Here is a 20987-nt window from a genome sequence, read left to right on the forward strand (position 1 = left end):
GTAGGTGACATCATGGGAAAAATCATTGCTATTGCTAATCAAAAAGGCGGTGTTGGAAAAACAACAACATCTGTTAATTTAGGGGCTGGATTGGCGCAAGTAGGTAAGAAAGTCCTTCTCGTAGATATTGATGCTCAAGGAAATGCAACGACTGGTGTGGGAATTGAAAAGTCAGAATTAGACCAATGTATTTACAATGTTCTTGTGGAAGATGCAGATGTTCAGGGAGTTATACGGAAAACCGCAACTGAAAACTTAGATGTTCTACCCGCTACAATTCAATTGGCTGGTGCTGAAATTGAATTGGTACCGACTATTTCCCGGGAAGTACGTTTGCAAAGGGCATTACAGCCAGTTCGTGATGAATATGATTACATTATTATCGACTGTCCCCCGTCTTTAGGGTTATTAACGATTAATGCATTAACAGCAGCAGATTCTGTTATTATTCCTGTTCAGTGTGAATATTACGCACTCGAAGGATTAAGTCAGCTATTAAATACAGTTCGACTTGTACAAAAACATTTAAATAAAGATCTAGCAATTCAAGGTGTATTGTTAACAATGCTAGATGCCCGTACAAATTTAGGGATTCAAGTTATAGATGAAGTGAAGAAATACTTTAGGGATAAAGTATACCGTTCCATTATTCCACGTAATGTTCGCTTAAGTGAGGCACCAAGTCATGGGAAACCGATTATGCAGTATGACGCTAAATCAAGAGGGGCAGAAGTATATATAGATTTAGCAGAGGAAGTGATTGCAGGTGGCTAAAGGTTTAGGAAGAGGGATTAATGTGTTTTTTCCTGATTTAGATGTGAAAGAAGAAGAAACGATTCAGGAGATTATCGTAACTGAATTAAGGCCGAATCCATACCAACCGCGTAAGCACTTTAATAAAGCTGCGATTGAGGAATTAGCGGCTTCTATTAAAGAACATGGCATATTACAACCGTTAATTGCTAGAAAGAGTATTAAAGGATATGAAATTGTTGCAGGTGAAAGAAGATATCGTGCTGCCAAAGAGGCTGGACTTGAAAAGGTACCTGCCGTTGTAAGGCAATTAAACGAGCAGCAAATGATGGAATTTGCTTTGTTAGAAAACTTACAACGAGAAGATTTAAATCCGATGGAAGAGGCAATGGCATACCAGATGTTAATGAATGAGCTAAATGTAACGCAAGAACAATTAGCGAAACGTCTTGGTAAAAGTAGACCTTACATTGCAAACTATACTCGGTTATTAAGCCTCCCTTCTTTCGTACAAGATATGATTGCAAATGGTCAACTTTCAATGGCTCATGGGAGAACTTTACTTACAATCAAAGATGAAGAACAATTGAAGTCCTTATTGAAACGCATTGAAAAAGAAGGATTAAATGTTCGTCAATTAGAGAAAATCGTCCAAGAGATTAATCAACACGTTTCACGTGAAACAAAACAAGTGAAAAAAGAGCGAAATATATTTTTCGTAGAACGTGAAACGTTCTTAAGAGAAAAGTTTGGCACAGATGTGAAAATTAAAGAGACGAAAAAAGAAAAAGGTAAAATCGAAATTGAATTTTTTAATAAAGAAGATTTAAATCGTATTTTAGAATTATTATCACATAAAAATTAAAAAGCAAACCATCTTATTATTTATAGATGGTTTGCTTTTTTTAATGCAGATAATTTTTGATCCGTCTCTTTTATACTTTGTGCGATTACATCGGCCATTTTCATCACTAAACTTAATCTCGTATTTTGAAGAACAAAAAACTCCATAAAACCATTTAAATTGACGATGCCGTGTATATGCAAATCACCAACTGCAGGTAATTTCTTATTCATCGCAGCACCAGGTTTACTAGGTCCTTTTCCAGTAGTAATTGAACCGATATTTTGAGACTTTCCTAAACATGCATCAACGGCAATTATAAAGGAAGTAGGATTTTCTTTCTGTATATTTTGAATTTTCTCTTCTAGATTCAGTGCATGCACTGGTTCATCTAGTGTGCCGAACACTTGGAAGTTTTTGATTTCTACTTGTTCTAGCTTAGTGCCAACTAATGGGCCGAGTGCATCACCGGTGGAACGATCTGTTCCGATACAAACGAGAATAAGTGGTATATTAGTTTGAATAGGAATATGGGAAAGCAAGAAGTTACTGATTGTCTCGGAGGCTTCTAAGTCTTGGTGCATAACATTTTGAGTTTCTTTTTCGAAAAAAGGTAAGCGAAAACTTCCAATATTCATGAAGCACCCATCCTTTTAATAAATTTTCAAAATATGTTATATGGCGAATAAAATGGAAAACTATAAGTGCGTACTTTTTGCAAAATGTAAATGAAAACGGAAATAATAGTACTAGTATATATATATTCGTTCCATTTTATACCTGGATAGAAGTTAACAAATGCAATTAAAGTTATAAATTTTTTCAGCAATCAGAGAGACTTCTGATACAATAAGAAGAATAACTAAAAAGAAATTTTGGCTGGAGAGGTAGAGATACATGGATTTATTAACGAAGTGGTTTAATTCTACGAAACAGTATTTATTGGATGCTGATCGTTGGGCTCATATTGGAGTTGCGACATTAAAAATATGTATTATTTTAACAATTGGTGCAGTTGTTGTGCGAGTTGCAAGAGCGGTTGTACGAAATGCGTTTCGCATGGGGAGCCGTTCTCCAATCCAAATTTCAGAACGTCGTACAGTTACGGTAGCGAAATTACTTGAAAATATTGTAGCATACGTTGTTATGTTCATTATGCTAATTGCGATTTTAGGTGTGTTTGATATTAATGCATCAGGTTTATTAGCGGGTGCCGGGGTAATTGGTTTAGCAGTCGGATTTGGTGCTCAAAGTTTAGTGAAAGACGTTATTACAGGTTTATTTATTTTGCTAGAAGATCAGTTTTCAGTTGGCGATTATGTTAAAATCGGTCAATTTGAAGGAGTCGTTTTAGAAATTGGACTTCGTACAACGAAAGTAAAGAGTTGGACAGGTGAAATTCATACTTTACCAAACGGAAGTATTGTTCAAGTTACTAACTACTCAGTTAGTAATAGTGTAGCATTTGTTGATGTATCTATTTCATATGAGGCTGACATTGCGAAAGCAGAGCAAGTTATTGAGGATTTATTAGTAGAGTTACCTGCACAATACGAAAAAATGGTAACGACGCCTCAATTATTAGGTGTGCAAACATTAGCTGCATCAGAAGTTATATTACGCGTTATTGCTGAAGTAGAACCGATGCAACATGCAGTTATTGCAAGAGCACTTCGTAAAGAGATTAAAAATCGTCTAGATTTACATGGAATTGAAATTCCATATCCACGTATGGTTTTATATAATCGTGAAGAACTGGTTAGTGGAAAAGCACTTTAGTATCGAGAGGGGTTTGGAGAGTGGAGCAAAAGGAATATAACTTGTACGACGTTGTGGAAATGAAGAAAGCCCACCCATGTGGTGAGAATCGTTGGAAAATTATTCGTATGGGAATGGATATCCGCATTAAGTGCGAGGGATGTGACCATTCAGTAATGATTCCTCGAAGAGAGTTTGATCGTAAGGTGAAAAAAATACTTGTGAAGCACGAAGAATAGAGAAAAAGTAACAGTTGCAGTAGGTGGCTGTTGCTTTTTTCGTTTGGAGGAAACTTGTCATTTTTTTCGTTACTATCTATAATGATGAAAGATTGAGACATAGGAGTGAAAAATATGGGATTAACGGCTGGGATTGTTGGATTACCTAACGTAGGGAAGTCCACTTTATTTAATGCAATTACACAAGCAGGAGCAGAATCTGCGAACTATCCATTCTGTACAATTGATCCAAACGTAGGAATTGTAGAAGTACCAGATGAGCGTTTAAATAAATTAACGGAATTAGTAGAACCGAAAAAGACTGTTCCGACTGTATTTGAATTTACTGATATTGCAGGTATCGTAAAAGGTGCAAGTAAGGGCGAAGGGTTAGGAAATAAATTCTTATCTCACATTCGCCAAGTAGATGCAATTTGCCAAGTTGTTCGTTGTTTTGAAGACGAAAATATTACGCACGTTTCAGGAAAAGTAGATCCAATTGATGATATTGAAACAATCAACTTAGAGCTAATCTTAGCAGACTTAGAGTCTGTTGATAAACGTATCGAGCGTGTTGCGAAATTAGCAAGACAAAAAGATAAAGAAGCAGTATATGAGCATGAAATTTTAGTGCGTTTAAAAGAAGCTTTCGAAGAGGGGAAACCAGCTCGTACTGTTGAATTTACAGAAGAGCAAATGAAGATTGTTAAAGGCCTTCATTTACTTACAACGAAAGAAATGCTATACGTAGCAAACGTAAGTGAAGATGATATTATGGATCCTTCTGAAAATAAATACGTACAAATGGTAAAAGAATTTGCAGCAAATGAAAATTCACAAGTAATTGTTGTATGTGCAAAAATTGAATCAGAAATCGCTGAGTTAGATGAGGAAGAGAAAAAAGTATTCCTGGAAGAACTAGGCATTGAAGAATCTGGTTTAGATCAGTTAATCCGTGCTGCATATGACTTATTAGGACTTGCTACTTACTTCACAGCTGGTGTGCAAGAAGTGCGTGCATGGACGTTTAAACAAGGTATGAAAGCACCACAATGTGCGGGCGTAATTCATACAGATTTTGAGCGTGGGTTTATTCGCGCAGAAACAGTTTCTTATGATGATTTAATGACAAACGGTTCTATGACAGCTGCAAAAGAAGCTGGAAAAGTACGTTTAGAAGGAAAAGAGTATATCGTAAAAGACGGAGATGTTATGCACTTCCGTTTTAACGTTTAATTTAATATTTCCTAGGAAAAATAAAGATATGAACTTGGCAAATATATTATGTGTTTGCCAAGTTTTTTACGTATTGGTGAGTTGATTCATATAACTTACTATGATATAATCTAAACTCGTGAGTAATTACTATAAATTAATTGCTCCTTGCCCATTATGGGCCGTTTAGACCAAAAGGAGGTGAAAGTGTAATGAGAAAGTACGAAATTATGTACATCATTCGTCCTGGCGTTGAAGAAGAAGCTCAAAAAGCTTTAGTTGAACGTTTTGCAGGTGTTTTAACAAACAATGGTGCAGAAATCATTAACACGAAAGAGTGGGGTAAGCGTCGTTTAGCTTACGAAATCAACGACTTACGTGAAGGTTTCTACATGATCTTAAACGTGAACTCTAACGCAGAAGCGATTAACGAATTCGACCGTTTAGCTAAGATCAACGAAGATATCCTTCGTCATATCGTTGTTAAAGAAGAAGAAAAATAATTGATATATAAGGGAGAGTGGTTCGATTGATGAATCGTGTTATCCTCGTTGGTCGTTTAACTAAGGACCCTGACTTACGTTACACGCCCAATGGTGTTGCAGTAGCTACTTTTACGTTAGCTGTGAATCGCGCATTTGCGAATCAACAAGGTGAGCGTGAAGCTGACTTTATTAATTGTGTAATATGGCGTAAACAAGCAGAAAACGTGGCAAATTATTTGAAAAAAGGTAGCTTAGCAGGCGTAGACGGACGTCTTCAAACTCGTAATTACGATGGACAAGATGGTAAACGTGTATATGTAACAGAAGTTCTTGCGGAGAGCGTACAATTTTTAGAGCCGCGTAATGGCGGTGGGGAGCAACGTGGTTCATTCAATCAGCAACCATCAGGAGCTGGTTTCGGTAACCAAAGCTCTAACCCATTTGGTCAATCTAGTAATTCAGGCAACTCAGGTAACACTGGAAACTCTGGATTTACGAAGAATGACGATCCATTTTCGAATGTTGGTCAACCGATTGACATTTCGGACGACGATTTACCATTTTAATGGTATGAATCAGCTATTTTTAACAAAGAATGGAGGGAATAGACATGGCAGGACGCAAAGGTGGACGTGCGAAACGTCGTAAGGTGTGTTTCTTCACATCTAACGGCATCACTCGCATTGACTATAAAGATGTTGATTTATTAAAACGTTTCGTTTCTGAACGTGGTAAAATTTTACCTCGTCGTGTAACAGGAACAAGCGCAAAATACCAACGCAAACTTACAGTTGCAATTAAACGTGCTCGTCAAATGGCACTTTTACCATATGTTGGTGAATAATAGCGTATGAAATGCACAGTAGAGTCGGACTCTACTGTGCATTTTGCTATGCTTTTCTTTTTTGAAAGAGAGGTTAAATCATGAAACAAACAAAATTTATTACTGAAGGCGCAGCGTTATTAGCTATATACGCGATATTATTGCTTGTGTCTTTATACGTTCCGGTTTTAGGTACAGTTGTAACTTTCGCATTACCATTACCGTTTATATTGTTTACGATAAAATATAGGTTATCCAATGCTTTTATAATTTTTACAGCTGCGCTTTTTATTACCGTTATTGTGAGCCAGCCCTTGAATCTAGTGAAGACAATAATGTTTGGATTGATAGGGATTGTTTTAGGATCCATGTATAAAAAAAGAAAAAAGCCAATAGAGATCTTGATGGCAGGAACCCTTGCATATTTAATTGGTTTTGTGCTCATTTATGTTGCAAGTATAAAGTTTTTTAACATAGATTTAATGAAGCAAATACAAAATATGTTTAATGAAGGTATGGCGCAAAGTGAAAAGATGGTAAGCGCTGCAGGTATGCCAATTAGTAAAGAACAAAAAGAGTTATTTGGACAATTCAATGAGATATTACAAACACTATTCCCGAGTTTACTTGTAATGGTTTCTGTTTGTTTTTCTTGGATTACAGTGCTCCTATCGGGTAGTGTCTTGAGGAAGTTAAAGTATGACGTTATATCTTGGCCTAAATTTAAAGATATACAATTGCCAAAGAGCATTGTCTGGTATTACGTTATATTTATTTTGTTGGCAACTTTTATAAAGGTAGAACCAGCATCATATTTATATATGGTATTTTCCAACCTATATGTCATATTTGCACTATTGCTCGTACTGCAAGGTCTGACATTTATCACCTTTTTAGCGCATAGAAAAGGATTTACTAAAGGTGTTCCTATTATTAGTTTTATTGTATGCATGTTTATTCCGATGATGTTTCCTCTTGTAACAATCTTAGGTATAATTGACTTAGGGATTTCATTGCGTTCTAAAATAGGGGGATAAAATAATATTCCTTATACTATTTTAATCTGTAAAACTAACTGGAAGGTGAGTTAGTTTTACTTTATAGGAGTTGTATACATGCCTGAATTTTATAAGAAACAGTGGTTTTTATATCCTGTTTATGTATTGGCATTTTTTGTATTTGTGCTAATTTCACTCCTCTGTTACTTTCATTTAATTATGGGAATATCATCCTTTTTTATCTTTTGTATTGTACTTTTTGTCGTTATACGATTCGAACTTACTTTCCAAAGAAATTTTGAAAAACATACGACAGATATGATTACAAGGGTAAAGAAAGTGAGTAATGAAGCATTTAACCAAATGCCAATTGGTATTTTGTTATACAATAAGGATTATGGGATTGATTGGGCAAATCCTTATTTATCATCATGTTTGGGACAGCATGCATTAGCCGGTTGGCACCTTTACGATGTATCAGAAACATTACTCCTTTTTATTAAGGGGGAAACTTCTGACGATATAGTTTCTTTAAATAATCGAAAGTTCCGTGTTTTTGTAAGGAAAGAAGAAAAGCTAATTTATTTCTTTGATGTAACGGAACAAACAGAAATTGAAAAGATGTATGAAGATCAACGCACTGTTTTAGCTGTTATTTATTTAGATAACTATGATGAAGTTACACAAGGATTAGATGATCAATTACGTACGAATATAACAAGTCTTGTGACGTCACGTCTAAATGAATGGGCTGTTAAGTATGGCGCTTATTTAAAACGTGCATCTTCAGAGAGGTTCTTCGTTGTACTAAATGAAAGTATTTTAGCACAAATGGAGAAAGGCAAGTTTAACATTTTAGATCAAGTGCGTGAAGAAACATCTAAAAGGAATATACCACTTACGTTAAGTGTGGGTGTCGGATCGGGTGATATGCCTTTATCAGAGCTTGGAGCAATGGCTCAATCTGGTTTAGACCTTGCGCTTGGACGTGGTGGGGATCAAGTAGCTATTAAACAAGCGACAGGTAAAGTTAAATTTTACGGCGGTAAAACAAATCCAGTTGAAAAGCGTACTCGTGTACGTGCTAGAGTTATTTCGCATGCATTGAAGGATTTAGTATTAGAAAGTAGTAATGTCATTATAATGGGACATAGGGCCCCTGATATGGATGCAATTGGTGCTGCGATTGGTATTTTAAAGGTAGCTCAATTAAATGAGCGCAAAGGATATATTGTGTTAGATGAAAATGATTCCGATAAGGGAATTAAACGTCTGATGGATAAAGTGAAACAAAATGAAGAACTATGGTCTCATTTTATTACCCCAGATCAAGCGATGGAATTTGCAAATGATGAGTCCTTACTTGTTGTTGTGGATACACATAAGCCTTCTATGGTGATGGAGGAAAAACTGGTTCGTAAAATTGAAAATGTAGTGGTGATTGACCATCATCGTCGTGGAGAAGATTTTATTGAAGATCCATTACTTGTTTACATGGAACCATATGCTTCTTCGACGGCAGAACTTGTTACAGAATTACTTGAGTATCAACCGAAAAATTTAAAGATGACAATGTTAGAAGCGACGGCATTGTTAGCTGGTATTATTGTTGATACGAAAAGTTTTACGTTCCGGACGGGTGCTCGTACGTTTGATGCAGCTTCTTATTTACGCTCGCATGGTGCAGATACTGTACTTGTACAAGAATTGTTAAAAGAAGATATGAATCAGTATTTACGAGTTGCAAAAGCTATTAAAAATGCGTACATTTATAAAAATGGAATTGCTATTGCAAAAGTTGATAGTGATGACTATTACGATCAAGTGCTTATTGCACAATCAGCGGACACGCTATTAACGATGACGGGTATTATTGCATCATTTGTTATAGCGAAACGTGGGGAGAATTTCATTGGAATTAGCGGCAGGTCTTTAGGTGAAGTGAATGTGCAGCTAATTATGGAGAATCTAGGAGGTGGCGGGCATTTGACGAATGCAGCCACACAAATGAAAAATGTTACAGTAGATGAAGCTGAGGAGAAGCTTCGATTTGTTATTGATGACTATTTACAGGGAGGCACACAATCATGAAAGTAATTTTTCTAAAAGACGTAAAAGGTAAAGGTAAAAAAGGAGAAATAAAAAACGTACCAGATGGTTATGCAAATAACTTTTTACTAAAACAAGGATTAGCTGCTGAAGCGACAAACAGCAGTATGAAAACTTTAGAAGCTCAAAAGCGTAAAGAAGAAAAAGATGCAGCAGCAGAGCTTGAGAATGCAAAAGAGCTGAAAGAAACTTTAGAGAAATTAACTGTGGAACTGAAGGCGAAATCTGGAGAAGGTGGCCGTTTATTTGGTTCTATCACAAGCAAACAAATCGTAGACGCAATGCAAAAATCACATAAAATCAAACTTGATAAACGTAAATTTGAAATGGATGATGCAATTCGTGCATTAGGTTATACAAATGTGACTGTAAAATTGCATCCGCAAGTAACAGCAAAAGTAAAAGTTCATGTTAGTGAACAATAAAAATAAATTAAACAAGGAGGATTGCGTATGAGTGATGTAATGGCTGATCGTACCCCTCCGCATAATATAGAAGCTGAGCAGGCAGTCTTAGGTGCCATATTGATTGATCAAGATGCGTTAACGTCAGCATCAGAACTATTGGTACCTGACTCATTTTATCGAACGAAACATCAAAAGATCTTTGAAGTGATGCTTGGCTTGTCTGATAAGGGAGAGCCAATTGACTTAGTAATGATGACGTCAGCGATGGCTGATCAAGGATTACTAGAAGAAGTTGGTGGGGTTTCTTACTTAGCAGAGTTAGCAGAGATTGTTCCAACTGCTGCTAACGTAGAGTATTATGCACGAATCATCGCTGAAAAGGCGCTTTTACGTCGTTTAATTCGAACGGCGACTCATATCGTGTCTGATGGATATGAGAGAGAAGATGATGTGGACGGTCTTTTAAATGAGGCTGAGAAAAAAATATTAGAAGTATCTCATCAAACGAACGCTAAAGCATTCCAGAATATTAAAGACGTTCTTGTGGATGCTTACGATAAAATCGAACTTTTGCATAATCAAAAAGGTGAAGTTACAGGAATACCAACTGGATTTACTGAATTAGATAAGATGACCGCAGGTTTCCAACGAAATGATTTAATCATAGTAGCGGCGCGTCCGTCAGTAGGGAAAACTGCATTTTCATTAAATATCGCACAAAACGTAGCGACGAAAACGGATGAAAATGTAGCGATCTTTAGTTTGGAGATGGGCTCTGATCAGCTTGTTATGCGTATGCTTTGTGCAGAAGGTAATATTGATGCGCAAAGACTTCGTACTGGGTCATTAACTTCTGATGATTGGGCGAAGTTAACAATGGCGATGGGAAGCCTTTCAAATGCCGGTATATATATTGATGATACACCAGGGATTAAGGTAAATGAGATTCGAGCAAAATGCCGTAGATTAAAGCAGGAACAAGGTCTTGGGATGGTTTTAATTGACTATTTACAGCTTATTCAGGGAAGTGGGAAGTCGGGCGAGAACCGTCAGCAGGAAGTATCTGAGATTTCGCGTACATTAAAAGGGATTGCGCGTGAATTACAAGTGCCTGTTATTGCCCTTTCACAGTTATCCCGTGGTGTTGAATCTCGTCAAGATAAACGCCCTATGATGTCTGATATTCGTGAATCGGGGAGTATTGAGCAGGATGCTGATATTGTAGCATTCTTGTATCGTGAAGATTACTATGACCGTGAAACGGAAAATAAAAATACGATTGAAATTATCATCGCAAAACAACGTAATGGTCCGGTAGGTTCAGTAGAGCTTGCGTTTGTTAAAGAATTTAATAAGTTCGTTAACTTAGAACGACGCTTTGAGGATGGGGCATAAAGGCAGTATAAAAAAGAAACACATTTCTTATAATAAGATGTGTTTCTTTTTTTATAGAGTAAAGATAAGGCTTTCATAAGGCGAAAATATAATTCTTACGAACGAAAATGATTTTTAATAAAAAAATGTTCGCTTTTTTGGTTGACTTCTTTTTCGGTTTTGGTACAATTATATTGTTTGAATAGATCGTTTGAAAATTGCGGAGGTGCTTTAATAATGTCTTCAGTAGTAGTTGTAGGAACACAATGGGGCGACGAAGGAAAAGGTAAAATCACTGATTTTCTTTCTGAGCATGCGGAAGTAGTTGCAAGATATCAAGGTGGAAATAACGCGGGACATACAATTGTTTTCGGCGGAGTTAAATATAAGTTACACTTAATTCCATCTGGTATTTTCTATAAAGAGAAAATTTGTGTAATCGGAAATGGCTTAGTAGTAGATCCAAAAGCATTACTTGAAGAGTTAAAATACTTACACGACCGTGGTGTAAGTACTGATAATTTACGTGTAAGTAACCGTGCACACGTTATTTTACCTTATCATTTAAAACAAGATGAGTTAGAAGAGGCTAGTAAAGGTGATAACAAAATCGGTACAACGAAAAAAGGTATCGGTCCTGCATATATGGATAAAGCTGCTCGTATTGGTATCCGTATGGCTGATCTTTTAGACCGTGAAGCATTTAAAGAGAAGCTTGAGCGCAATTTAGTAGAGAAAAATCGTTTATTTGAAAAAATGTACGATACAGAAGGTTTCAGCGTAGAAGAAATCTTTGAAGAGTACTTCGAATATGGACAACAAATCGCACAATATGTATGCGACACATCTGTTGTATTAAATGATGCACTAGATAACAATCACCGTGTATTATTTGAAGGTGCACAAGGTGTTATGCTTGATATTGACCACGGTACGTACCCATTTGTTACATCTTCTAACCCGATTGCTGGTGGTGTAACAGTTGGAACTGGAGTTGGTCCGGCGAAAGTTACTCGCGTTGTAGGTGTATGTAAAGCATATACAAGCCGTGTTGGTGATGGTCCATTCCCTACTGAACTTAATGATGAAATTGGTCATCAAATTCGTGAAGTTGGTCGTGAATACGGAACAACAACTGGTCGCCCACGCCGTGTAGGTTGGTTCGATAGCGTTGTTGTAAGACATGCGCGTCGTGTTAGTGGTTTAACGGATTTATCATTAAACTCTATTGATGTATTAACAGGTATTCCAACTCTTAAAATCTGTGTTGCTTACAAATATAACGGAGAAGTTATAGATGAAGTTCCAGCAAACTTAAACATTTTAGCGAAATGTGAGCCTGTATATGAAGAGCTTCCAGGTTGGGAAGAAGATATTACTGGTGTGAAATCATTAGATGAGCTTCCTGAAAATGCAAGAAAATACGTAGAGCGTGTTTCTGAATTAACAGGAATCCAATTATCTATGTTCTCAGTTGGACCAGATCGTAACCAAACGAATATCGTTCGTAACGTATACGAAGTTTAATTGATATTTTTAAGAAAAACTCATGTCAGCATGAGTTTTTTCTTATCTTTTATAAAAAAACAAAAAAAGTATTGCAAAAGTGAAAGATGATATGTTATGATACATCTTGTCGTCACGAAAATATGACGTTGGTGAGTATGAGCCATTAGCTCAGTTGGTAGAGCATCTGACTTTTAATCAGAGGGTCGAAGGTTCGAATCCTTCATGGCTCACCATTTTATTTTTCGTGGCCCGTTGGTCAAGTGGTTAAGACACCGCCCTTTCACGGCGGTAACACGGGTTCGAATCCCGTACGGGTCATGTTTTTTTATGTTTATTTTTGGTCCCGTGGTGTAGTGGTTAACATGCCTGCCTGTCACGCAGGAGATCGCCGGTTCGACCCCGGTCGGGACCGCCACTTTTGTTTATACCACCATTAGTGGTTTTATATATAGTTTTGGCTCGGTAGCTCAGTCGGTAGAGCAGAGGACTGAAAATCCTCGTGTCGGCGGTTCGATTCCGTCCCGAGCCACTCTCAGGATATTAAGTGGGCCCACTTAATATCCTTTTTATTTTGTGTAGTTTTACAAATGTGGGTAGTTATTTTACAATAGGATGAGGAGCCTCTAGCAGTTGAAGCTAGAGGTTTTTCTGTAGATCGTATAGGATTCCGTGTAAAGGTGGATCATACATGAGTCTATGAGAATAGAGGAGAGAACACTTAAATAAAGGTTGCTGTCATATAGGGATATACTATAGAAACATCAATATATTTAAGAATCATTGACCATATTTTTATGAGGAGGAAATAGACGATGATGGGAAAGAAAATTTTAGTAGTTGATGATGAAAAGCCGATTGCAGACATTTTGAAGTTCAACCTAGAAAAAGAGGGTTTTGAAATTGTAATGGCACATGATGGTGATGAAGCAATTGAGAAAGCTAATGAAGAACAGCCAGATATGGTTTTATTAGATATTATGCTACCAGGAAAAGATGGTTTAGAGGTTTGTCGTGAAATACGTAAAAACTCAGAAATGCCGATTATTATGCTTACAGCGAAGGACTCTGAAATTGATAAGGTATTAGGGCTTGAGCTTGGAGCAGATGATTATGTAACGAAGCCATTTAGTACGAGGGAATTACTTGCTCGTGTGAAGGCGAATTTACGCCGCCATCAACAAGGTGGTGCAGCAGAAAAAGAAGAAAATACTGAAATGGTTATTGGACCAATTATTATTAATCCAAATGCTTATAGTGTAACAAAGCGTGAGGAAAATATTGAGCTTACACATCGTGAATTTGAATTGCTACATTATTTAGCAAAACATTTAGGACAAGTTATGACACGTGAACATTTATTGCAAACAGTTTGGGGTTATGATTATTTTGGAGATGTGCGTACAGTGGATGTAACAGTACGTCGTTTACGTGAAAAAATTGAAGATAATCCAAGTCATCCTACTTTAATTGTAACTAGACGTGGGGTAGGGTATTACTTGCGTGACCCAGAGCAGGAATAATATATGAAAAAGGTTGGTTTTTTTCAATCCATTCATTTAAAGTTTGTGCTCATATATATGCTATTAATATTAATAGCGATGCAAGTAATCGGTGTATATTTCGTAAGAGAATTAGAAAAAAGTCTTGTACAAGGCTTTAAGGATTCCCTGACACAACAAACGAATTTACTATCGTATAATTTAAAGCAAGAATTTACAAAAAGTCGTGAAAAAACAGATCCAGAATCATTAGATGACGCTATAAAAAATTCGATTCAAAAGTTTGCATCGGATCGTAAGAAAGATATTCAAGAAGTAAGTGTATTTGATTCTAATAGAAAATTAATGGCGATTTCAGACACGGCTAAGCAAAATAAGATAGGCAGAACATCGACAGATATAGCTGTTCAACGGGTAATTGTACAAAATAAACTAGAATCAAAAATTGAGAAAGATGGAGGAACTGGCCATCGAGTTCAAGTGATGATTACTCCTATTCAAAGCGATAAAGCTGGGGAGGTACTTGGTGTCATTCGTATTGTTGCATCTATGGAAGATGTATACAAACAAATGAAGGATATAAATCAAATTTTTGCTACCGGAACAGTGATTGCTTTGTTAGTAACGGCTGTACTTGGGATTTTACTAGCTCAAACAATTACAAGACCAATTTCAGATATGCGAAGGCAAGCAATTGAAATGGCAAAAGGAAATTATTCGAGAAAAGTAAAGGTCCATAGTCATGATGAAATTGGCCAATTAGCATTATCTTTCAATAATTTATCAAAAAAGCTACAACAAGCTCGTTCTTCAACAGAAAGCGAAAGACGTAAATTATCATCTGTTTTATCACATATGACAGATGGAGTAATTGCTACTGACCGAAAAGGGGATATTATTTTATTAAATGACCCTGCGGAAAAGATGCTAAATGTTTCGCGTGAAACGGCGCTGGATCAATCGGTTTTAGAAGTATTGGGGATAGAGGAAGAATTTACGCTCGATCATTTATACGAAGAGCCTGATTCTGTTTTATTAGATTTTAGTACGAGAAATGAACCATACATTTTACGTGCTAGTTTCTCTGTTATTCAAAAAGAGACGGGGAAGGCAAATGGTTTAATTGCTGTATTATACGATGTAACGGAGCAGGAGCGTATAGAAGGGGAACGCCGCGAGTTTGTGGCGAACGTCTCTCATGAATTAAGAACACCATTAACAACGATGCGTAGTTACTTAGAAGCGCTGACAGATGGTGCATGGCAAGATCCAAATATTGCACCGCAATTTTTAACAGTTACACAAGAGGAAACAGAAAGAATGATAAGGCTTGTAAATGCGCTGCTGCAACTATCTAAGCTTGATAGTACAGAACATCGTTTGATGAAAGAGTGGGTCGACTTTACTGACTTCTTTAATAATGTTATTGATCGCTTTGAAATGTCTAAAGAGCAAAATGTAAGTTTCAAACGATCTTTCTCTAAAAAATCTAGATTTATTGATATGGATACGGACAAAATTACACAAGTGTTGTATAACATTATTTCTAACGCATTAAAGTATTCGCCAGAAGGTGGAACAGTAACATATCGCTTACGTGATCGAGGGGAGTTATTAGAGATTAGTGTAAGTGACCAAGGTATGGGTATTCCGAAAGAAAACGTAGATAAAATCTTCGAACGTTTTTATCGTGTGGATAAAGCCCGTTCAAGACAAATGGGTGGTACAGGTCTTGGATTAGCGATTGCAAAAGAAATGATTGAGGCACATGGTGGTTCTATTTGGGCGAAGAGTGAGGAAGGAAAAGGAACGACGATTTATTTCACACTGCCACTGGCACCAGATGAAGAGGACGATTGGGAATGAGTATGGAAAACTTTAAAACGATAGTTCTAATTAATTTAGTTGTTATTAGTCTATTTTTAACTTTTAATTTATGGACATATGTTCCCGATTCCACTTCTGTGCAAAATACAAAATTTGTTCAAGGTAATGAAGAGATAAATCCGATAAAGATTTCAGGAGTTGTTCGCCCATCCTCTGTTATTGTTCATAAAGAAAAAAATCATTACGTAAGTGAGAATACGAACAACGTGAACTCACTTTATAAAATTCTTGAAAATGGAGAATTACATGATTTTAGGGAAATAACAGGCACAGTTCCTAAAGGGGATTTTCTTTCTTATGTACACGGAGAAGAAAAGATTGAATTTGTTTTTCCTACAAATGTGCCACTTGAGACGATTAAAGACATGTTCAATATTAAAGATAAAAATTTAGAATCTAATAGAAGTTTTAATCGCATTGTAATCGATCCTTCTCGAAGCAAGGACCAAGAAATTAAAGTTAATTTTATTTCTTATGATAATCCTCGTAGAATATATCAAGCGATGTTGAGTGGTGCTTATGTAAAGGATGTTATAAACGACCAAAATCGATTTATTACATTAGCAAAACCATATTTTGAATATCAAGTAAATGATACGAAAAAACTGTTTTTACCAGATGGAATTACGGAATTAAATCAGATAGAGTATTTTGTGTCTGGGTTAGATGTGGATTCATTTAAAAATGTTTTATTTAGTGATCCGCGTTATTTAAGTCCTATTACCGAGAAATCAAAGGAAACATTTACAGATGGTATTCGATCTATGGAAATTGATAAGTTGAATTTAATGTTGAAATATAAAAATTCCGCAGTATATAGTGATAAAGTTACAGATAATGCGATGCTTTTGAAGAAAAGCTTCGACTTTGTAAGTGGGCACAGTGGTAACTTAAATTCTTATCGTCTTGATTATATTAATAAGGGGAAAACCTCATTCCGTTTATACGAGGGCGGTTTACCTGTATTTAATGCAGATGGAATGGCTGAATTAAAACAAGCATGGGGTTCAGGCGAAATCATGCAGTATGAGAGATCTCTTTTTGATTTCAATATTCCTTTACCTAGTACACCCACTTCTCTTGCATCAGGTCGTACAGTGATGACATCATTAGAGAATAATCCGGAAATTGACAAAAATTCAATTCAGGATGTTGGTATTGGTTATAAAATGTCATTGAAATCTTCCGTGAACGGAGGTCCTGTGAACGGAGGAGAGATCAGTATTTTACAGCCGATATGGTATGTAAAATGTGATGAAGAGGGTAAACAAAAAATATATGAGTGGAGTGAGGGAGGACTAAATGGATTGGGATCGAATTAAAACGATATTTATTGTGACCTTTTTTGTTTTAGACCTCTTTCTTATCTTTCAGTTCATTCAAAAGCAAGATAGTAATCAGTTGGAAATTGTGACAGAAACAAAAATTGATCAACAATTAAAAGAATCTAAAATTACTATGGGGAGTTTTCCTAAAGAGCCGAAAAAAGAGTCATTTATTATGGCGAAAAATAAAAACTTTAAAGAAGAAGATGTGCAATCTTTAAAAAATCAAACAGCGCATCTGCAAAATGAATATACGATAGAAGGTAAGTTGAAAGAGCCATTTTTAAATGCAAAATCATTATCTAAGGATAAATATAATGATTTCTTAAAAAACAGTGTCCTTGATGGGCAGAAATACGAATTTGGAGCAATGAAAGACTCTAAAATTTATTTCTTCCAAAAGTATAAGGATAAGCCGATTTTCCACAATAATCATGCAATGATTGTTGTGGATTTAAATGAAAAAAACGAGCTTGTTTCGTATACACAAACAATGTTAACGGATTTGAAGGAAATGGGCGAAAGTGAAAAAACGAAAGAACAAGAAATTATCACTGCTCAAACAGCTTTGGAAAATATATATTTAAAAAATAAAATTGCAGAAAATACGCACGTGAAAGAGGCGCAGATTGGATATGCGGCTCTAGCTGAATCATCTTCTAATATACAAGTGCTAGCTCCAACTTGGAACTTAAAGACAGAGCAGAAAAAGGACTTTTTTGTGAATGCAATTGAAGGACAAGTTATGGAATTAGGGGAAACTCAAGTGCCGGAAGAACATAATGGAGTGAGAAAGAATGAGTATGCATTTTAGTGTGCTTGCAAGTGGAAGTACAGGGAATATGCTATATGTAGGAACGGATGAAAAAAAATTACTCGTCGATGCAGGTTTAAGTGGTAAAGCAACAGAGGCTTTATTTAAACAAGCAGAACTGAATATAAATGATGTATCAGGTATTCTTGTCACACATGAGCATAGTGACCATATTAAAGGATTAGGTGTATTGGCGCGTAAATATGATTTACCAGTTTATGCGAACGAGAAAACATGGAATGCAATGGAACATTTAATAGGAAATATCCCAACTGAGCAAAAGTTCATTTTCTCAGTTGGGGATGTGAAAACGTTCGGTGATATTGAGGTCGAGTCATTTGGAGTTTCCCATGATGCGGCAGAGCCGATGTTTTATGCTTTTCATAACAATAATAGAAAATTAGCCCTTATTACAGATACAGGATACGTGAGTGACCGTATGAAAGGTGTTATTAAGGGAGCTAATGCTTTCGTATTTGAAAGTAATCATGATGTGGAAATGCTTCGTATGGGACGTTATCCGTGGAGCATTAAAAGACGTATTTTAAGCGACGTTGGTCACGTTTGTAATGAGGATGCTGCGTTAGCGATGGCAGATGTAATTACAGATGAGACAAAACATATTTATTTAGCACATTTAAGCTTAGATAACAATATGAAAGAACTAGCGCGTATGTCAGTATCGCAAGTGTTAGAGGAAAAAGGATTTGGAGTGGGAGAATCCTTTGAAATTCATGATACAGATCCAAAAATGCCTACGAAAATTCAATACGTATAATTCTTCATTTTAGTAAACAATAAAGGTGAATATAGTTGTTTTCAGGAAGATAGGTGAACAAATATGTCCTTTATTGATGAAGAAAAGTATCGTATAAAACGTGCAGGTAAAAAGAAGCATAAAGGTATTGTCATTTCTAGCATAGCAGGAACAATTGTAGGGGCTTCATTATTTGCATTTGGGGCGCCTTTATTTTCGAATCATGCTGGCGCGCTTCCGCAAGCTGAAGCAAGTGGAAGTAACATGGCTGAAGCTCAAGGGATTAAACAGGTTAGCTTTGTAGACGCTGTTGATCGCGCTTCTGAAGCTGTTGTTGGTATTATTAATATTCAACGAGACAATTTTTCAGAGGCAGATTCAGAAGCCGGTACAGGATCTGGTGTCATTTATAAAAAGACAGATGGACAAGCTTACATTGTAACAAATAACCATGTCGTTGCTGGAGCAAATCGTATTGAAGTAAGTCTAAGTGACGGTAAGAAGGTCCCAGGGAAAGTATTAGGAACCGATGTAGTCACAGATTTAGCTGTACTAGAAATAGATGCGAAGCATGTGAAAAAAATAATTGAGATTGGCGATTCTAATAAAGTTCGTCGAGGAGAACCGGTCATTGCGATTGGAAATCCACTCGGACTGCAATTTTCTGGGACCGTTACACAAGGCATTATTTCAGCTAACGAGCGTATTGTTCCTGTAGACTTAGACCAAGATGGTCATTACGATTGGCAAGTAGAAGTATTACAAACAGATGCAGCGATTAATCCAGGTAATAGTGGTGGTGCACTTGTAAATGCGGCAGGACAATTAGTTGGTATTAACTCAATGAAAATTGCTGCAAAAGAAGTGGAAGGAATCGGATTAGCTATTCCGGTTACTAGAGCCGTTCCGATTATGAATGAACTTGAGAAGTACGGGAAAGTAAGAAGACCTTATGTTGGAATTGAACTTAGATCATTAAATGAGATTCCGAATTATTATTGGTCCAAAACATTACATTTACCAGGCAATGTAGCAGAGGGAGTTTGCATTTTAGATGTGAAAAGTCCTTCACCAGGCGCGGATGCTGGTTTGCGAGAACATGATGTTATTGTAGCGGTAGATGGAAAACCAGTAAACGATATTATTGGGTTCCGTACGGCCTTATATGATAAAAAAATTAATGATAAAATGACTCTTACGTTTTATCGTGGTACAAAAAGAGCAACAACAACGGTGAAATTAGGCATTCAAAAATATTAAAAACAGGAGGGCCTACCTCCTGTTTTCTATTGTAGAAAAGTGAGGTGAAGAATATGAATTTACCTTGTTGTTTAGAACATGTTGAATTAGCGTTAGATATTATTGTTGATGAATGTGAAGTTGCACCGGTTATTAACAATGTGGATAACTCAGAAAAAGAGAAAAAAACATGTGAATTTTGTCAAAATGAGGCGACATATGTTGTATCGAACACAGATTCTCACACAATATGTGGGTAACATTTGTGGATATGTGGATAAGTTATGTGGATAACATGTTTGTAAGGTGGGGAATAAATGTGAATATCTCGATTATTTCAATCGGAAAATTAAAGGAAAAGTATTTAAAACAAGGTATAGCAGAATATTTAAAACGATTATCTGCGTACGCAAAAGTAGAAGTAATTGAATTGCCAGATGAAAAAGCACCAGAAAATTTAAGTGAAGCCGAGATGTTAATTGTAAAAGAAAAAGAAGGTATACGTATACTGGATAAAATTTCTGATGATACGCACGTGATCGCATTAGCGATAGAAGGAAAACAAAAGTCATCAGAAGAATTTGCAGTAAGCCTAGATCGTCTTGCTACATATGGAAAGAGTAAAGTTGCCTTTGTAATTGGTGGATCACTTGGACTAAGTTCAGAAGTAATGAAGCGTTCCAATGAATCTCTTTCTTTTTCAAAAATGACATTACCACACCAATTAATGCGATTAGTATTGCTTGAGCAAGTGTATAGAGCGTTTCGTATTAATCGTGGTGAACCATATCATAAGTAAATTTCCATTTGTATATAAAAAGAGTAAAAAAGACCATTGGATAAAAATCACCGATGGTCTTTTAAATATTAATAGGTGGTATGCAGATTTCCTAAAATAAGTATGTTTCTATTTCTAAAAAAGTATGCTGTAATATGAAGAGGAAAAAATTATAAGTAGTCAGAGAAGTGAGGA

The 20987-nt window shown here is 36.2% G+C and carries 22 protein-coding genes and 4 tRNA genes; 25 read left to right on the forward strand and 1 reads right to left on the reverse strand.

Features of this window, described 5'->3' with window-relative positions; all coding sequences use genetic code 11:
- Positions 1-12 precede the first annotated feature (12 nt).
- A complete protein-coding gene (soj, locus tag JDS81_RS17395; protein WP_000516116.1) occupies positions 13-774 on the forward strand; it encodes a sporulation initiation inhibitor protein Soj in 762 nt (253 codons plus the stop codon).
- The gene (spo0J, locus tag JDS81_RS17400) at positions 767-1618 is read left to right on the forward strand and encodes a stage 0 sporulation protein Spo0J (protein WP_001051819.1); all 852 of its coding nucleotides are present in this window, start codon (positions 767-769) and stop codon (positions 1616-1618) included. Before soj ends, spo0J begins: the two co-directional genes overlap by 8 nt.
- 20 nt (positions 1619-1638) lie before the next feature.
- On the opposite strand, the gene yyaC is transcribed toward spo0J, so the two are convergent.
- Positions 1639-2235, reverse strand: coding sequence for a spore protease YyaC (yyaC, locus tag JDS81_RS17405; RefSeq protein ID WP_001020736.1), 597 nt, complete (start codon positions 2233-2235; stop codon positions 1639-1641).
- Between the two features lie 259 nt (positions 2236-2494).
- Here yyaC and JDS81_RS17410 point away from each other — a divergent pair, with 259 nt between their 5' ends.
- The 23 genes from JDS81_RS17410 (at position 2495) to rlmH (ending at position 20813) form a co-directional block, all read left to right on the forward strand.
- Positions 2495-3376 carry a mechanosensitive ion channel family protein gene (locus tag JDS81_RS17410; protein ID WP_000365116.1) on the forward strand — a complete coding sequence of 294 codons (882 nt, stop codon included), beginning with the start codon at positions 2495-2497 and terminating at the stop codon, positions 3374-3376.
- 20 nt (positions 3377-3396) lie between these two features.
- Entirely contained in the window at positions 3397-3594 is a 198-nt protein-coding gene (locus tag JDS81_RS17415; protein WP_000435485.1) for a DUF951 domain-containing protein, read from the forward strand.
- A 114-nt stretch (positions 3595-3708) separates the two neighbouring features.
- Positions 3709-4809, forward strand: a complete 1101-nt coding sequence (gene ychF / locus JDS81_RS17420; protein ID WP_000524664.1) for a redox-regulated ATPase YchF — start codon at positions 3709-3711, stop codon at positions 4807-4809.
- A gap of 191 nt (positions 4810-5000) precedes the next feature.
- Positions 5001-5291 (forward strand): 30S ribosomal protein S6, encoded by a 291-nt coding sequence (rpsF, locus tag JDS81_RS17425; RefSeq protein WP_001233781.1) that lies wholly within the window; start codon positions 5001-5003, stop codon positions 5289-5291.
- Positions 5292-5317: 26 nt separating this feature from the next.
- A complete protein-coding gene (gene ssb / locus JDS81_RS17430) occupies positions 5318-5839 on the forward strand; it encodes a single-stranded DNA-binding protein (RefSeq protein WP_000981965.1) in 522 nt (173 codons plus the stop codon).
- A 44-nt stretch (positions 5840-5883) separates the two neighbouring features.
- Positions 5884-6117, forward strand: coding sequence for a 30S ribosomal protein S18 (gene rpsR, locus JDS81_RS17435; RefSeq protein WP_000918874.1), 234 nt, complete (start codon positions 5884-5886; stop codon positions 6115-6117).
- 80 nt (positions 6118-6197) lie between these two features.
- Positions 6198-7133, forward strand: a complete 936-nt coding sequence (locus JDS81_RS17440) for a YybS family protein (protein WP_000814849.1) — start codon at positions 6198-6200, stop codon at positions 7131-7133.
- A gap of 78 nt (positions 7134-7211) precedes the next feature.
- On the forward strand, positions 7212-9185 hold the full coding sequence (locus JDS81_RS17445; protein WP_001113907.1) for a DHH family phosphoesterase: 1974 nt from the start codon (positions 7212-7214) through the stop codon (positions 9183-9185).
- Positions 9182-9628, forward strand: coding sequence for a 50S ribosomal protein L9 (rplI, locus tag JDS81_RS17450; protein WP_000864222.1), 447 nt, complete (start codon positions 9182-9184; stop codon positions 9626-9628). Before JDS81_RS17445 ends, rplI begins: the two co-directional genes overlap by 4 nt.
- Before the next feature lie 27 nt (positions 9629-9655).
- On the forward strand, positions 9656-11005 hold the full coding sequence (gene dnaB / locus JDS81_RS17455) for a replicative DNA helicase (RefSeq protein WP_001286243.1): 1350 nt from the start codon (positions 9656-9658) through the stop codon (positions 11003-11005).
- Between the two features lie 216 nt (positions 11006-11221).
- Positions 11222-12511 carry an adenylosuccinate synthase gene (locus JDS81_RS17460; protein ID WP_000100232.1) on the forward strand — a complete coding sequence of 430 codons (1290 nt, stop codon included), beginning with the start codon at positions 11222-11224 and terminating at the stop codon, positions 12509-12511.
- Positions 12512-12650: 139 nt separating this feature from the next.
- A tRNA-Lys gene (locus tag JDS81_RS17465) sits at positions 12651-12726 on the forward strand.
- 13 nt (positions 12727-12739) lie between these two features.
- A tRNA-Glu gene (locus JDS81_RS17470) sits at positions 12740-12811 on the forward strand.
- A gap of 21 nt (positions 12812-12832) precedes the next feature.
- A tRNA-Asp gene (locus tag JDS81_RS17475) sits at positions 12833-12908 on the forward strand.
- Between the two features lie 41 nt (positions 12909-12949).
- Positions 12950-13022: transfer RNA gene (locus tag JDS81_RS17480), tRNA-Phe, on the forward strand.
- Positions 13023-13305: 283 nt separating this feature from the next.
- A complete protein-coding gene (gene walR / locus JDS81_RS17485; protein ID WP_000971864.1) occupies positions 13306-14013 on the forward strand; it encodes a cell wall metabolism DNA-binding response regulator WalR in 708 nt (235 codons plus the stop codon).
- Positions 14014-14016: 3 nt separating this feature from the next.
- Positions 14017-15858, forward strand: coding sequence for a cell wall metabolism sensor histidine kinase WalK (gene walK, locus JDS81_RS17490; protein ID WP_097954052.1), 1842 nt, complete (start codon positions 14017-14019; stop codon positions 15856-15858).
- Entirely contained in the window at positions 15855-17201 is a 1347-nt protein-coding gene (locus JDS81_RS17495) for a YycH family regulatory protein (protein WP_000061574.1), read from the forward strand. Before walK ends, JDS81_RS17495 begins: the two co-directional genes overlap by 4 nt.
- Positions 17182-18018 carry a two-component system regulatory protein YycI gene (locus JDS81_RS17500; protein WP_000383715.1) on the forward strand — a complete coding sequence of 279 codons (837 nt, stop codon included), beginning with the start codon at positions 17182-17184 and terminating at the stop codon, positions 18016-18018. Before JDS81_RS17495 ends, JDS81_RS17500 begins: the two co-directional genes overlap by 20 nt.
- Positions 18002-18796 carry an MBL fold metallo-hydrolase gene (locus JDS81_RS17505; RefSeq protein ID WP_000061688.1) on the forward strand — a complete coding sequence of 265 codons (795 nt, stop codon included), beginning with the start codon at positions 18002-18004 and terminating at the stop codon, positions 18794-18796. The genes JDS81_RS17500 and JDS81_RS17505 overlap by 17 nt, the downstream gene beginning before the upstream one ends.
- Positions 18797-18859: 63 nt before the next feature.
- Positions 18860-20035 (forward strand): S1C family serine protease, encoded by a 1176-nt coding sequence (locus JDS81_RS17510; RefSeq protein ID WP_000008023.1) that lies wholly within the window; start codon positions 18860-18862, stop codon positions 20033-20035.
- A 53-nt stretch (positions 20036-20088) separates the two neighbouring features.
- Positions 20089-20274 (forward strand): CxxH/CxxC protein, encoded by a 186-nt coding sequence (locus JDS81_RS17515; protein WP_001052827.1) that lies wholly within the window; start codon positions 20089-20091, stop codon positions 20272-20274.
- A 59-nt stretch (positions 20275-20333) separates the two neighbouring features.
- The gene (gene rlmH, locus JDS81_RS17520) at positions 20334-20813 is read left to right on the forward strand and encodes a 23S rRNA (pseudouridine(1915)-N(3))-methyltransferase RlmH (protein ID WP_001027003.1); all 480 of its coding nucleotides are present in this window, start codon (positions 20334-20336) and stop codon (positions 20811-20813) included.
- The last annotated feature ends 174 nt before the right edge of the window (positions 20814-20987 follow it).

The organism is Bacillus cereus group sp. N31 (assembly GCF_016483245.1).
GTDB classification, from domain to species: Bacteria; Bacillota; Bacilli; order Bacillales; family Bacillaceae_G; genus Bacillus_A; species Bacillus_A toyonensis.

Excerpts from the sequence above, each read along its gene's own strand:
- JDS81_RS17410 (WP_000365116.1), top strand. The coding sequence starts at position 2,495 with ATGGATTTATTAACGAAGTGGTTTAATTCTACGAAACAGTATTTATTG.
- JDS81_RS17445 (WP_001113907.1), top strand. The coding sequence starts at position 7,212 with ATGCCTGAATTTTATAAGAAACAGTGGTTTTTATATCCTGTTTATGTA.
- JDS81_RS17505 (WP_000061688.1), top strand. The coding sequence starts at position 18,002 with ATGAGTATGCATTTTAGTGTGCTTGCAAGTGGAAGTACAGGGAATATG.
- rplI (WP_000864222.1), top strand. The coding sequence starts at position 9,182 with ATGAAAGTAATTTTTCTAAAAGACGTAAAAGGTAAAGGTAAAAAAGGA.
- soj (WP_000516116.1), top strand. The coding sequence starts at position 13 with ATGGGAAAAATCATTGCTATTGCTAATCAAAAAGGCGGTGTTGGAAAA.
- ychF (WP_000524664.1), top strand. The coding sequence starts at position 3,709 with ATGGGATTAACGGCTGGGATTGTTGGATTACCTAACGTAGGGAAGTCC.
- rpsR (WP_000918874.1), top strand. The coding sequence starts at position 5,884 with ATGGCAGGACGCAAAGGTGGACGTGCGAAACGTCGTAAGGTGTGTTTC.
- JDS81_RS17440 (WP_000814849.1), top strand. The coding sequence starts at position 6,198 with ATGAAACAAACAAAATTTATTACTGAAGGCGCAGCGTTATTAGCTATA.
- yyaC (WP_001020736.1), bottom strand. The coding sequence starts at position 2,235 with ATGAATATTGGAAGTTTTCGCTTACCTTTTTTCGAAAAAGAAACTCAA.
- JDS81_RS17500 (WP_000383715.1), top strand. The coding sequence starts at position 17,182 with ATGGATTGGGATCGAATTAAAACGATATTTATTGTGACCTTTTTTGTT.
- JDS81_RS17495 (WP_000061574.1), top strand. The coding sequence starts at position 15,855 with ATGAGTATGGAAAACTTTAAAACGATAGTTCTAATTAATTTAGTTGTT.
- dnaB (WP_001286243.1), top strand. The coding sequence starts at position 9,656 with ATGAGTGATGTAATGGCTGATCGTACCCCTCCGCATAATATAGAAGCT.
- JDS81_RS17510 (WP_000008023.1), top strand. The coding sequence starts at position 18,860 with ATGTCCTTTATTGATGAAGAAAAGTATCGTATAAAACGTGCAGGTAAA.
- walR (WP_000971864.1), top strand. The coding sequence starts at position 13,306 with ATGATGGGAAAGAAAATTTTAGTAGTTGATGATGAAAAGCCGATTGCA.
- walK (WP_097954052.1), top strand. The coding sequence starts at position 14,017 with ATGAAAAAGGTTGGTTTTTTTCAATCCATTCATTTAAAGTTTGTGCTC.
- JDS81_RS17515 (WP_001052827.1), top strand. The coding sequence starts at position 20,089 with ATGAATTTACCTTGTTGTTTAGAACATGTTGAATTAGCGTTAGATATT.
- rpsF (WP_001233781.1), top strand. The coding sequence starts at position 5,001 with ATGAGAAAGTACGAAATTATGTACATCATTCGTCCTGGCGTTGAAGAA.
- JDS81_RS17460 (WP_000100232.1), top strand. The coding sequence starts at position 11,222 with ATGTCTTCAGTAGTAGTTGTAGGAACACAATGGGGCGACGAAGGAAAA.